The sequence below is a fragment of the Caballeronia sp. ATUFL_F1_KS4A genome (assembly GCF_023630905.1).
Classification (GTDB): Bacteria; Pseudomonadota; Gammaproteobacteria; order Burkholderiales; family Burkholderiaceae; genus Caballeronia; species Caballeronia zhejiangensis.
In genome coordinates this window covers 24,301-37,761 of record NZ_JALQEB010000044.1, presented here as the reverse complement: position 1 = coordinate 37,761, position 13,461 = coordinate 24,301, and the positions used below count along the sequence as shown (strand labels likewise).

Below are 13,461 nucleotides of genomic sequence, written 5' to 3'. Positions count from 1 at the left end.
GCGCATCAGGAAACGCTTCATCGCTTTTTTCGTGACGAGTTTCGTCGCGGGGTCGTCGGCATCGTTCGCGCAAGGCGAACCGCTGACGCTCACGATCGGCACGCAGGACGCCGCATGGCCATTGATCGTCGAAGCGTCGCACGTGCTCGACGGCGCGCCGTACAAAGTCAAATGGGCCGTGCTGACCGGTCCGGCGGCGCAACTGTCCGCGCTGTATTCGAAGGTGCTCGATGTCGGGCTGATGGGCGATACGTCGCTCATCATCGAACAGGGCAACGCACGCACGCCGTGGACCGCGGACACCGCGCCCTTGCAGATCATCGCGGGCTGGCGCAATCCGGATAGCAGCTATCCGCCTATCGTCACGGTCGTGCGCAAGAGCGCCGACGTCAAGGACCTCGCCGATCTCAAGGGCAAAACGTGGGGCTATAACTTCGGCGGCTTCAACTATCTGCAATACGTGCTCTCGTATGTGAAGGCCGGACTCAAGCCGAAGGACTTCGAAGCCGTCAAGTTCGGCGACGGCAACGTGTCCGCGTCCGCGTTCAATGCGGGGCAGGTCGCGGTGTATTCCGGCGGCTACGGCCCGGTCAAGGAAACGGTGGACAAGGGCGATGCGCGCGTCATCATCAGGAGCGACGAACTCGACATACCGGCGTTGTCCGTGTTCACCGCCCGCACCGACGTGCTGCGCGATCCGAAGAAGAGCGAGGCGCTCGGCGACGTCCTCGGCCGCCTGAAGAACTCGTGGACGTGGTGGGCGCAGAACGTGCCGGCCGTCGAGAAGATCTATCTCGAGAAGATGAAGCAAAGCCCGGCGCGTGCGAAATTCTCCGCCGAAAACGGACGTTCCCGGTTCTATCCGCTCGACAAGGAACTGGTGGCGCGCGAGCAGAAGATCGCGGACACGCTCTATAAATCCGGCGACATCAAGAATCAGATCAAGGTGGACGTAGAGTTCAACCCGGTGTTCGACAGGCAGGCCGTCGCATCGCACTGAAGCTTCGCGGAAACGGCGTGCCTTTCGTGCTGAAGGCACGCCCTTTGACTTACACGTCGAGCTTCGTATAAGGATTCGCGTAACTGAACGGATCGCAGAGTAGATCGTTCAACGCATACTGCCCGACCGCGTGATATTTCCACCGCACGCTGTCGTGCAGCGTGTGCGTGCGCGCATTGCGCCAATGCCGGTCGAGATTGTGTTCGGAGCGCGTCGATTGCGTCCCCGCGAGTTCGAACAGCTTGTTCGATGCATCGAGCGCGAATCGCGTCGTGACGATCTTCGCTTCCGCCGTCGCGACGATGGCAGCGGCGACGGCCTCGCGCGGCGCGTTTGGGTCGCGCGCCCGGTCGATCGACTCGGCGGCGCGTGCGGTCAGCGCCTCGGCCGCATGCAAATCGACCGTCAGTGCGCCGATGTCGCGCAGCGTGTACGGGTCGTCCGTCGCATGCGATGCGCCGCTGCCGCGCGCGGGATGCGCGAACGCGTGCAGGAAGCGCTTGGTCTCATCGAGCGCGGCCCGGCCGATACCGAGATCGATCGCCGCATGGAGCACCTGCGACACGGCATTGGCCGTATCGATATACGGACGGCGCCCGCGCGCGACGATCTGCAGCGCATCGAGTTCGACCTCGTCGAGCCGCACCTGACCGCTCGCCGTCGTGCGCTGACCGAATCCCGATGAGTCGTCGATGACTTCGACGCCGCGCGCATGCCGTGCGACGAAAGCGGTCACGGGAAGACCGTCGTCATCGCGCGCGGCGACAGGAATCCAGTGGGCGAAAAGCGCGCCCGTCGAATACACCTTGCGGCCCGTCAGCACGAAGCCGTTGCCATTCGCGCGGCGGCGCACGCGCGTCTCGTGCTCCGAGGGCAGACGGTCGCCCGGTTCGGCGGTCGCATTGCCAAAGCGTTCTCCGGCGAGCGCGCGTGAAAAGAAGAAGTCCTGCTGACTCGGCGTGCCGTCGTGTCGCAGACGTTCGAGCGTCGCGAAGTGATTCTGCGGAATTTGCCCGAGCGACGAATCCGCCGCCGAGATCGTATCGAACACCTGCGCGATGGTGCGCACGGAGACATCGATGCCGCCGAATGCGCGCGGCACGCCGATGCCCCATAAGCCGCTCGCGCTGAACACTTCGATCTCGTCGAGCGGCAGCCGGCGATCGCGATCGCGCGCGGCGGCGTCGACGGCGAATTCGGCGGCGAGACGCCGCGCGGTGTCGAGGGCTTCGTCGTCCGAGCGGATGAGCGCCGCGCGCGTGAGTTGCTTGTCCTGTGTCATGCGGTTCCTGTCCTCTCGATGTTCATGCGGCATGCGCCGACGATGCATACTGGCTGGCCGGTCGCGGCAGGCCGAGATGATCGCGCAGCGTCGTGCCTTCGTAGTCGCGGCGAAAAATGCCTTTGCGCTGCAGGATCGGCACGACGTGATCGACGAAGGCCGCGAGGCCCGAAGGAAACACGTCGGCGTTGAGATTGAAGCCGTCCGCGCCGCGTGCCTGGAACCATTGCTCGATATCGTCGGCGATCTGCTCGGGCGTGCCGACGATCATCCGGTGGGCGCCGGGGTTGCGGTCGAGCAGATCGCGCACCGTGAGGTTCCCGCTCTTCGCGAGCGCGACCGTCGAGTCGATGAAACCGCGCGGCAGGTCCGAACGCGCGACCTTGCCGATGAGCTCGTAGGGCAAGGGCGCATCGATCGACAGATCGTCGGGCGCGAGGCCGAGTGCGCCTGCAAGCCGCGCGATTTCGCGATCGGTATCGAGCAGCGCGTCGAGTTCGGCCTTGCGTTCGCGCGCCTCGCGCTCGGTTCCGCCGACGACCGGATACAGCCCCGGCAGCAGCAGGAAATGATCGGGATTGCGGCCATGCGCGCGCACGCGGTCTTTCATCTGAGCGTAGAAAGCCTGCGCCGTCGGCAGCGTCGTCTGCGCGGTAAAGACGGCGTCGGCGAAGCGTGCGGCAAGCGCGCGTCCGCCTTCCGAGGAGCCGGCCTGCACGAGCACGGGCCGCCCTTGCGGGCTGCGCGGCACGGACAGCGGCCCGCGCACGGAGAAGTACTTGCCGCGATGCTCGATCGTATGCACGCGCGCGGGATCGGTATAGCGGCCCGACGGGCGGTCGGCGACGAAGGCATCGTCTTCCCAACTGTCCCAGAGCTTCGTCACGACCTCGACGAACTCCTGTGCGCGCGCATACCGCTCTTCGGTCGAGAGCGGAATCTCGTGGCTGAAGTTCGCGGCGGCGTGCGTGTCGTAAGTCGTCACCGCATTGAACGCGATGCGTCCGCCGCTCAGATGATCGACCGATGCAAAGCGGCGCGCGAGATTGAACGGATCGTTGAACGTGGTCGATGCCGTCGCGATCAGGCCGACATGTTGCGTCGCGCCCGCGAGCGCGGTCAGCAGCACGGTCGGTTCCAGCGCCTGCGACGGGCCTTCGGCGTGATTGCGCAGCGACAGGGTATCGGAGAGAAACACCGCATCGAGCTTGCCGCGCTCGGCCGTCGCCGCGATCGCCTTGAAGAAGCTCAGATCGATGATCGAACGTGGATTGTCGAGCGTGCGCCAGCCCGCCGGATGCCGCCCGGTGCCGGTCACGTTCGTGTTCAGATGGAGTTGCCGTGGCCGCGTGGTGGTCATGTCGTCGTGTGCGGAGAGTTGGATCCGGCGAAGTCGCGACGCAGGCCCGCTTCGACGAGCAAAGGCAGCACCGCTTCACCGAAATAGGCGAGATCGGGTTCGAAGTCGAAAAAGGTCAGTTGCACGCCGTCGCATCCGGCGCGTTTCAGCGCGAGCAGCTTGTCGACGATCTGCTCGGGCGAACCGATCAGATGCAGATTGCCGCCGAGGATGCGCTGCTCGCGCTTGTGCTTCGACCACGCTTTCGCGTCGCTGCGGCTGCCTTGCGCGACGAAGCCGTCGAGCGCCCCTTCATCGGCGTGCGCGACGATGGCGTCGCGATACGCATACGCCTCGCGCTCGGTCGGACGGCATACGATCGTCGGGTTAATGAGCTTGCGTACGCGCCGTTCGACGCGCGCCGCGCCTTCGCGAATTTTTGCGGTATGCGCGGGCAAGGCGCCGATGGCGTCGTCGAAATCCGCGCCCGCCGGACTCGTGATGAAGACGAGGTCCGAATGGCGCACCGCATAGTCGATGCCGGCATCGGAGCCGGTCGCGTTGACGAGTACCGGACGGCGATAGCGCGGGCGCGGGCTCACGAAGGCATCGTCGAGCTGCCAGCGCGGCGTGCGGATCGTCAGGTTCGCGTCGCTGCGCCAGAGCGTGTCGAGCACGCCGACGAATTCCGCCGCGCGCGCATAGCGCTCGTCGTGCTCGATCATCGGCTGGCCGAACATCGCCCATTCGGTGGAGACGTGACCGGTCACGAGATTGATGCCCCAGCGCCCGTTCGAAATGTGATCGAGCGTCGCGCCGAACTTCGCGAGATGCAGCGGATGCCACGGCCCGTAGAGCGCATGAACCGTCGAGATCAGCAGGATGCGCTCGGTGATCGCGGCGAGCGCGCTCGTCGCGATGAATGCATCGAGCGACTGCTCGCGATACTTCATCTCGCCGCCGTGACCGTTCTTGCCGAGCCATTGCGCGAGCCCGAAGACGAGATCGAAGCCGAGCGCTTCCGCCTGCTTCGTCAGACGCGCGTTGTAGTCGAAGCGCCAGTCGGTGCCGCGCGGCAGCGTCGAAATGGACCAGCCGCCGTTCTGGATCGGCAGGAAGAGGCCGAGGATCAGCGGTTGCTGGAACGCCGCGTGCAGCGGACTGCCTTCGATGTCCGCCGGGCTCGATGCGCCGTCGAACGTGGAGCTCATTTCGCGCGCCCCGCGATGTCGGCGAGCCGTTCGCGGCTGCGGCGCGCGGTGGGCGTTTCGAAGTCGAGCACGTCGATGGACGCGATCGCATCGCGGTCCACCTGTTCGACGAGTTGCAACTCCCAGGCGAGATACGCGTTCATCTGCGCGGCGACCTGATCCGCCTTTGCGTGATACGGGCTGTACCACGCGTCGTCGTCGCCGGTCAGGTTGCCCGCGTCGCCGGCGTCCTGGGGCAGTCCGAGCGCGAGCCAGCGGCGCGTGCCGCCGATGAGCGCGGATACGCCGCCGCGCGTCTGCGCGATTTCCGCCGCGACAAGTCCCGCGAGCACGCCGTCTTCTGACGTGAGCACGATCGGCGTGTCGCGCGGCAAGTCGCTCAGATGCGCGAGAACGGCGCTCGCCGCGACGAAGCGCGCTCCCTTCACATGGGCGCGGCGGAACGCGAGGCTGCTGTCGATATCGATGGTCTGCACGGCGCCCGCTTCGATCTCGCGCAACAACGCATCGGCTTCTATCCAGCGCGTGCGCGCGCCGTGCGGACGCACGCGCACGGCCTGCGAACCGGCTTCCAGGTGCTCGGCGACGAGCGATGCGCTCCCCGCATCGTCGAGCACGCGGACATCGAGATAGCCGAGTTGCTTGAGCCACGACGCCGTCATGCGCGCGCGCACCCCGTCGTCGTCGCGCAGCACGACGCGCGCATGCAGCGTGCCGACGTATTCGTCGGTTGCCTGCACGAGCTGTCCGCCGGGCGCGTTTTGCCAGCCTGCCGGATGACCCGCTTCGTATTCGAGCGGATCGCGCACGTCGAAGCGATACAGCGTGCGTTCCCCGCTTTCGCGTTCGAGCGCGGCGAGCGTGTCGCGGTCGATGACCGGCACACGGGCGCGGCGCGCGGCGGCGGCGGCGAGCTCGCGCGCGGTCGCGAGCGCCTCGCCTTCGGGGCGCGGCGCGGTGCGGATCTTGCCGTGTTCGAGTTCGAAGCCTTCGAGCAGCCACGACATGGAGCCGCCAGTGAGCGCGGCGACCGGGTTCGGCACGCCCGCGTTGATGAGCGACTGCGCGCCGAGGATGCTGCGCGTGCGGCCCGCGCAGTTCACGACGATCAGCGTATCCGGCGACGGCACGGCAGCGAGCGCGCGATAGACGAGTTCCGCGCCCGCGCAATCGATGCCGCCGGGAATGCTCATCGTGTTGAATTCGCCGAACGGACGCGAGTCGAGCACGACGAGATCGTCGCCGGCATCCTGGCGGGCCTTCAACGTCGAGGCGTCGATGTTGGGCGTATGCAGCTTGTGCTCGATGACTTCGCCGAATGCCTTGCCCGGCACATTGGTGCCCGAAAAAACTTCGAAGCCCGCCTGCGCCCAGCCTTCGAGGCCGCCTTCGAGGATCGCGACGTCGGTATAACCCCAGCGTTCGAGCAAGGCGGCTGCGCGCGGCGTGTACTCGCCGTGGGTATCGACGAGAACGATGGGTGTGCCGCGGCGCGGCACGAGGCGATCGATCAGCAGTCCGAGCCGGCCCACCGGCGCAACCGACGAATAGAACAGACGCTTTCGCGCGGAGACGCCTTCCTCGCGCACGTCGAGCACGGCGAGTTCCGAGCGTTGAGCGATGAGCGTGCGCAACTGCGAGGCGGATACGGAACGGGACATGAGAGAGAAGTCCTTGAAAGTAGGAAGCGGAATCGAGAAATCAGGCGTACGGCGGGCCGCCGCCATCCACATAGAGACGCGTCCCGGTGACGAAGCGGGCATCGTCGGAGAGCAGATACGTGACCGCCGCCGCGACGTCGTCGGGCGTGCCGGGGCCGTCGAGCGCGGTGAGACGCGTGGGTTCGGCATCGACCTGGCCGGTCGTCATCGACGCGAAGCGCGGCGATTCGATCGGACCGGGCGCGACCGCGTTGACGCGCACGCCATGCGGCCCGTACTTGCGTCCGAGACCTTGCACGAGCAGGTCCAGCGCGGCGTTGACGCTCGAACCGGGGAAATGATTATCGATGTTGCGCGAGGACGCGACCACATGCGCGCCTGCGCAAGCGAGTCTTCGCACGACGGCCGCGCCGAGCGCGCCGAATGCGCCTGTGACCCAGAAAACCCGGTCATTGAACTGATCGTGACTGGACATGGACGGATGCACATGGGATGGAAGCTCTCCATGTTGATTCCTCGTGTCGTCAGGACGAACGGATCATTTCGCGAAAGCTCTGCACAATGGGCGTAATGGGCTTGCCAGCGACCGGTCAATTTGCTTAGCTGATTAACTTGGTTGGCGCGACGCGGCCTCTCTCCTAGTGTGTACCGCTCCGAAATGCCGGCCGCGAGAAAGCGCGCGCACCATGAACAGACATCTGCATTTCAACGCGTTCCACATGAACGCGCCCGCGCATTCGTGGGCCGGATTCTGGCGGCATCCGCGCGACCGTTCTCTCGAACACAACACGCTCGCCTACTGGATCGAACTTGCGCAGACTGCCGAACGCGGCCTGTTCGACGGCGTTTTTTTGGCCGATGTCTTCGGCATCTACGACGTCTACGGCGGCGGCGTCGACGCGACGCTGTTCTCCGCCGCGCAATCGCCATCGCACGATCCGCTGCTGACCGTGCCCGCGATGGCGCATGCGACGAAGCACCTGGGCTTCGGCGTGACCGCCAATTTGACGTACGAGCATCCGTATCAGTTCGCGCGGCGTTTCTCGACGCTGGATCATCTGACGGGCGGGCGCGCTGGCTGGAACGTCGTCACCGGATATCTGGAGAGCGCGGCGCGGGGCATGGGACTGGAGAAGGCGCGCGAGCACGACGAGCGCTATGCGGCGGGGGAGGACTTCCTCGAAGCCGTCTACAAGTTATGGGAAGGAAGCTGGACGGAGGGCGCGGTCGTGCATGACAGGCGCGCGGGCAAGCCTTACACGGACCCGTCGAAGATCCGCCGCGTGTTGCACGAAGGGCCGTACTTTCGCGTCGATGGCTTCAATCTCGTGGAGCCGTCGCCGCAACGCACGCCGGTGTTGTATCAAGCCGGCGCATCGGGACGCGGCAAGGCGTTCGCCGGCAAGCATGCCGAATGCGTGTTCCTCGAAGGCCAGACGCCTGCCATCGTCGCGGCGGCGGCGCGTGACATCCGCAAGCATGCGGTCGATGCCGGCCGCGCGCCTGACGACGTGCTGCTTTATCTCGGCGCGACCGTCGTGGTGGCGCGCACGTCCAGGGAAGCTCGGGCACTCCACGCCGAATACGCGGAATATGTCGACACGCTCGGCCAGCTCGTGCTCGTGTCGGGATGGACCGGCATCGACTTCGCGGCGATGGATCTCGACGAACCGATCCGCTATGTCAAAAGCAATGCGCTGCAATCGACCGTCGAAAACCTGACGAAGCGCGCCGGGCGGCCGATCACGCCGCGCGACATGACGCGCTTCGATCAGATCGGCGGGCGCGGGCCGTTCATTGTCGGCGATCCCGGAGAAGTGGCGGATCAACTCGTCGCGTGGGCCGATGAAACCGGCGTCGATGGCTTCAATCTGCGTCGCACGGTCATGCCGGAGAGCCTGCATGCGTTCGTCGATCTGGTCGTGCCGGAGTTGCAGAACCGTGGCCGATACCGCACGGCGTATGCGGACGGCACCCTGCGCGAGAAGCTGTTCGCGGGACGCGGGCCGCATCTGCGTGACACGCATCCCGGCGGGCGTTATCGCGCGGGCTGAGAAGCGCCGCCCGCGATGCGGTGCCGATTTCATAGACAGCATGGGCCGAGTACCGAACTCCGCACTGCGTTATCGGGAGGAGCGCAGGACTTGATCTACCAACTTCGCCAGATCCGCCATGACGGGTCGGCAGACGCCTGCCTGTCAACGCAATTCGCCTGTCGGGCGATGGTGTTCTATTCGCGATCCGCGCGCGAAGCGACATCGCCAAGCAGGGAAAAAAGTCTCCGCACGTCCAATGGCTTGACAAAGTGATGATCGAACCCGGCGGCGATCGCCTTCTCTTTGTCCTGTTGCAAGCCGTATCCAGTTACTGCGATGAGAACTTTGCGCGCGGTCTCCGGGCGGCGCCTGAGTTTGGACGCCAACTGATATCCGTCCATGTCGGGCAAGCCGATGTCGAGAAGGCATACGTCGGGATTCCACTGTTCGACTTCCTTCAGGGCTCCATTGCCGTTTGCCGCGACACGTACTTCATTTCCCAAGGTTTGCATCAGCATGGCAAGCGTCTCCGACGCGTCCGGGTTATCGTCAACGATCAACACCCGCAATCGGGATAACACAGGCAGCTCAAGAGAATTGTCCGTCTTGTCATTTCGTTGGACATTCGAGGTTTCAGCCTGCTTCAGGCATACAACAAACGTGCTGCCTTCGCCGGGACCTGCGCTGTACGCGGTGACGGTACCTCCATGGAGTTGGACCAGACTCTTGACGAGTGCGAGTCCTATCCCCAGTCCACCTTGAGAGCGATCGGAACTGCGTTCGCCTTGCGCGAACAAGTCGAAGGCGCGCGCGGCAATTTCCGGCGTCATCCCGATGCCGTTGTCAGCTACGACGGCTTTGACACAGTCGTCGTTCAAGCTCACGGTGAAGTCGATAACGCCTGCTTCCGGCGTGTACTTGGCTGCATTATTGAGCAGATTGACGAAGACTTGGGTCAGCCGCTTCTCGTCTGCCCGTACCAGCGCCGCCGTCGACGACGTACGCAGCGAAAGACGATGCCTTTTCCTCTCGATGATCGGTCTGACCTGCTCGATTGCGTCAGCCGCAACCCGATTTGCGTCGAGCACCTCGACGTTGAGGTTGATCAGTCCCTGCGTTACCCGTGACACATCGAGAAGGTCATCGATGAGTCCCGTCATGTGTTTTACTTGTCGCGAGATGATTTCGCACGACTTGCTGACCCGTCGCGCATCGTTAGGTGCGACCCTCATCAGTTCTGCCGCGCTTGCGATAGGCGAGAGCGGATTGCGGAGTTCATGTGACAACATGGCGAGGAATTCGTCCTTCCGTCTATCGGCGAGACGCAACTCCTCTTCGGCGTTGACGCGATCGGTGATGTCCAACTGTGCGACAACGGCGCCGACGATGGCGCCATGATCGTCCCTGATGGGGGCCCCCGTGCTCAGTAATGTCCGTCGATTGGGCGGGTCATCGAAGCTTTCGATGGAGACGATATCCCTGGCGGCGGCTTCACCGTTTAAAACGCGCGCCGTAGTCCACTCATGGGCGGTGAGTGGATGACCGTGTCTGTCTGAATGATCGGCCCAGCGTCCTTTCCACATCTCGAAGTCTTCGATGTTTTGTGGGCGCGGATGATTCTCGCCCCAAAACTGAGCAAACGATCGATTCACTCGTTCGATCGCACCGCCTTTGTCGCTGACGACAATGCCGATCGGCGCGGCTTCCAATACTGCGTCCAGGCGGCGGGTAGCGTCCAGTGCTTCGCGCGCGGCGCTTCTTGCGTTCCGCTCGCTGGCGACCAGACGTTGCTCATCTTCTCGCTGCTCGGTAATGTCAGAAAAGAGGACTCCCACCTGATGAGGCGTTGCAGCGTCAGGGCGGAATGCATAGATGTCGAACCAGCGTCCTAGCTGCGACGCCTCCCTCTGTGCGTGAATCGGGAGGCCATTCCTGGCGACGGCGCCATAGATATCGAAGAAGTGGCGGTCGTGGCCGGGAATCACTTTGGAAACGTTCTTTCCCACGACGTCCACCAACCCCGTGTGCGCCTGGAATGCGGGATTCACCATGACGAACTTGTAGTCCATTGGCTCCGCGCCCTCATCGAACGATAGCTCGATGACGCAGAACGCCTGGTTGATCGCATCAAAGAGGCTTCGGAATCTCTGTTCGCTTGCGGCGAGCGCTTGCCGGGTCAAATGCGCATTCGTGACATCGGTCGTGGTATGGGAGACGCAGAGCAGCGTGCCCTCTGAATTGAAAATCGGCGTGTTGACAGCACTCCAAAAGCGTTCTTCGTAACGTGTCTTCCCGTCGTCGGTGGTCACCCAGAGCGGGAATCGCTGTAGCGGCAATGTCTGAGGTTCACCCGTCTCGATTGCACGAGCAATCGATTGGCGCAGCGCTTCGACTCCTGTGTCTTCCGGATCAGCTTCATTGTGCGGGAACACATCGAAAAGGCTCCGTCCGACCATCTCTTCTCTGCGAAGCGTCGAGGCCTTGAGGAACGCATCGTTGACCGCAAGGATGATTGCGTCCCGTGTGGGGGAGAGCAAGTAGCTCCCGACGGGCGCCGTGTTGAAAATTTCTGCGAAGATCTCAGGGGAGGCCATGGGGACGGAGGCGCGGCAGGAGACGCCTTGAATTCTCCGGAGGATGGAGAAGGCAGTTGCGCAACATCCGTGCCGCCATGCTTCAGGGTAAGCGATCAGACGACGGCGCTGGCGTGCGCTCACGCCGGCACACAGCGCGGTGCGGGGTGCCGCGAAAATATTACCGACACACGGCCGCTGAAGCGCGCCGACGCATGGGGTCCGACTCAAGCGGCCGGGTGCGGATGCCGATAAGAAAAGAACCCTCGAATTCATTAGAACATGCCGTACAGATGTCGATCTTCACCCAGCCGCCAAGTCTTTGTTCCGCTGATGCACCGCTGCACTTTGTCGCCGGACTGTTCATGGCCGCGTTCGTCGGCGCGTGCGTGACGCCCGCGTGTGCGGCTACCGCTCCGTCGCTCGCGCGCGCATCGCTCCAACTGGAGAACGAAGACCTGGCTTCGATGCCGCTCGAGTCGCTGATGAGCATGACCGTGAGTGGTGCGACGCGGGTCGCACAGTCCGCGGCGAGCGCGCCTGCCGCCGTCATCGTTCTGACCGCCCGTGACATACGCGACTACGGCTGGCGCACGCTGGCCGATGCGCTTGCAACGCTGCCCGGACTGTATATCACCTCCGATCGCATGTATTCGTATCTCGGCGCGCGCGGTTTCCAGCGCCCGGGTGATTACAACAGCCGCTTCCTGCTGCTCGTCGACGGAATGCGTTTGAACGACGGAGTCTATGATCAGGCGCCCGTCGGCTCCGACTTTCCGATCGACATGGATCTCGTCGAGCGTATCGAATACATACCCGGCCCCGGCTCGGCCGTGTATGGTTCCAATGCGTTGCTTGGCACCATCAACGTAATCACAAAGAAGGGCAGCGAGATCGGTGGCGTTCAACTCGCCGGCGCTGTCGGCAGCTTCGGTGAGAAACAAGCTCGAGCGACGTATGGTTGGCATGGCGCGCACGGCGCGGACCTCGTGCTGTCCGCGACGGCTTACGAGCGCCACGGCCAAGACCTCTTTTTTCCCGAGTTCGATACGCCGGACAACAACAACGGCGTAGCAAGCGGACTCGATGGCGAGCGCAACCAGAAGTTGTTCGCGAAGTTCGGCATCGGCGGCTTGCGCATCAGCGCGGGCTACGGCAACCGCACGAAGGACGTTCCGGGCGCGCCTTACGACGCTGTCTTCAACGCACCCTTCAGCGTAACGGACACGCATTCCTTCGTGGATGCCACGTACACGCATCATTTGCGCAACGACATTGCGATCGACTATGAGCTTTATTCGGGGCGTTACGACTACACGAGCCGTCAGCTCGTCTCCCCCGCGCCGGGCATCAGCAACGTCGATGGCGATCATGCCGTGTGGTACGGCGGCGATGTGCATGCGACCATGCGCACGGTGCCGCGCAATCGCATCGTGGCCGGCGTCGATTACACGATAAACACGGCACGCGACCAGTGGAACTACAACGTTGGGCCGTATGAGCGCCTGCTCGACGACCATCGCGTCAGTCAGCGCGTCGGCGTGTATGTCGATGACGAAATCAAACTTGCCGAGCCGCTGACGCTCGACATCGGCGGCCGCTTCGATAGCGAGACGCGCATCGGCGGCAATTTCAGTCCCCGTATCGCGTTGATCTGGCGGCCGACCGCAAGCGATACGTTCAAGCTCGTCTACGGCACCGCATATCGCGCGCCGAATGCCTACGAGATGTATTACGCAATTCCCGGCGAAGGCGGGCAGCTTGCGAACCCCTGGTTGAAGTCGGAACGTATCGGCACGCAGGAGTTCGTCTACGAGCGTGCATTGGGCGGCACGGGACGCGTGACCCTCTCGTTGTTCCGTTACTCGCTTCGGGACCTCATCACCGAGTCCATCGACCCGGATTCGGGTCTCTATGTGTTTCGCAACGTCGATCGCGCGCAGGCACGCGGCGCGGAACTCTCATGGCAGCAGCAGTTTGCCTCGGGCGTGCGCGCGCGGGCCAGTTACGCCTATCAGTTCTCGCGCGATTCCGTGTCGGGCGGCGCGCTTCAAAACTCGCCGCGCCACATGGCCAAGGTCAACGTGAGCGTCCCGCTGTTTGCCATGTCGGCGCGCGCAGGTTCGGAAGCGCAGTGTCTGTCGTCCCGGCTCGCACAAGCGGGTTCGGCGGGGGGCTACTGCGTCGTCAACGTGTCGCTCCACAGCCGGAAACTTATCGCGCCGGCAGATGTGTCGCTGTCGGTTTATAACGTCTTCGACCGCCGATATGCAGATCCGGCCGGCCCCGGCTTCGCTCAGAACGTCATCGTGCAGCAGAGCCGCACGCTGCTGGCGAAAATGGTCTACGGGTTCTGAAG

At 63.9% G+C, this 13,461-nt stretch carries 9 protein-coding genes; 3 read left to right on the top strand and 6 right to left on the bottom strand.

From position 1 onward, the window contains the following. The first annotated feature begins 31 nt into the window (after positions 1-31). Complete coding sequence (locus NCS03_RS29020; protein WP_250530340.1) at positions 32-1,000, top strand: ABC transporter substrate-binding protein; 969 nt, start codon at positions 32-34, stop codon at positions 998-1,000. Between the two features lie 49 nt (positions 1,001-1,049). On the opposite strand, the gene NCS03_RS29015 is transcribed toward NCS03_RS29020, so the two are convergent. The 5 genes from NCS03_RS29015 to NCS03_RS28995 are packed head-to-tail and all read right to left on the bottom strand — an operon-like array spanning position 1,050 to position 6,968. Continuing rightward, entirely contained in the window at positions 1,050-2,282 is a 1,233-nt protein-coding gene (locus NCS03_RS29015; protein WP_250530339.1) for an SfnB family sulfur acquisition oxidoreductase, read from the bottom strand. A 22-nt stretch (positions 2,283-2,304) separates the two neighbouring features. Continuing rightward, entirely contained in the window at positions 2,305-3,642 is a 1,338-nt protein-coding gene (locus NCS03_RS29010) for an LLM class flavin-dependent oxidoreductase (RefSeq protein WP_250530338.1), read from the bottom strand. Beyond that, complete coding sequence (locus NCS03_RS29005) at positions 3,639-4,832, bottom strand: LLM class flavin-dependent oxidoreductase (protein WP_250530337.1); 1,194 nt, start codon at positions 4,830-4,832, stop codon at positions 3,639-3,641. The genes NCS03_RS29010 and NCS03_RS29005 overlap by 4 nt, the downstream gene beginning before the upstream one ends. Beyond that, complete coding sequence (locus tag NCS03_RS29000; RefSeq protein WP_250530336.1) at positions 4,829-6,493, bottom strand: rhodanese-like domain-containing protein; 1,665 nt, start codon at positions 6,491-6,493, stop codon at positions 4,829-4,831. The genes NCS03_RS29005 and NCS03_RS29000 overlap by 4 nt, the downstream gene beginning before the upstream one ends. A 40-nt stretch (positions 6,494-6,533) precedes the next feature. Further along, positions 6,534-6,968, bottom strand: a complete 435-nt coding sequence (locus NCS03_RS28995; protein ID WP_051078948.1) for an SDR family NAD(P)-dependent oxidoreductase — start codon at positions 6,966-6,968, stop codon at positions 6,534-6,536. A 211-nt stretch (positions 6,969-7,179) separates the two neighbouring features. Between NCS03_RS28995 and NCS03_RS28990 the strand changes: the two genes are divergently transcribed. Beyond that, positions 7,180-8,547 (top strand): LLM class flavin-dependent oxidoreductase, encoded by a 1,368-nt coding sequence (locus NCS03_RS28990; protein WP_250530335.1) that lies wholly within the window; start codon positions 7,180-7,182, stop codon positions 8,545-8,547. A gap of 176 nt (positions 8,548-8,723) precedes the next feature. Here the strand turns inward: NCS03_RS28990 and NCS03_RS28985 are convergent, their stop codons facing one another. Then, positions 8,724-11,123 carry a hybrid sensor histidine kinase/response regulator gene (locus NCS03_RS28985; protein WP_250530334.1) on the bottom strand — a complete coding sequence of 800 codons (2,400 nt, stop codon included), beginning with the start codon at positions 11,121-11,123 and terminating at the stop codon, positions 8,724-8,726. Positions 11,124-11,467: 344 nt separating this feature from the next. Between NCS03_RS28985 and NCS03_RS28980 the strand changes: the two genes are divergently transcribed. Further along, positions 11,468-13,459: a TonB-dependent receptor plug domain-containing protein gene (locus NCS03_RS28980; RefSeq protein ID WP_250530333.1), complete on the top strand. Its 1,992-nt coding sequence runs from the start codon at positions 11,468-11,470 to the stop codon at positions 13,457-13,459. The last annotated feature ends 2 nt before the right edge of the window (positions 13,460-13,461 follow it).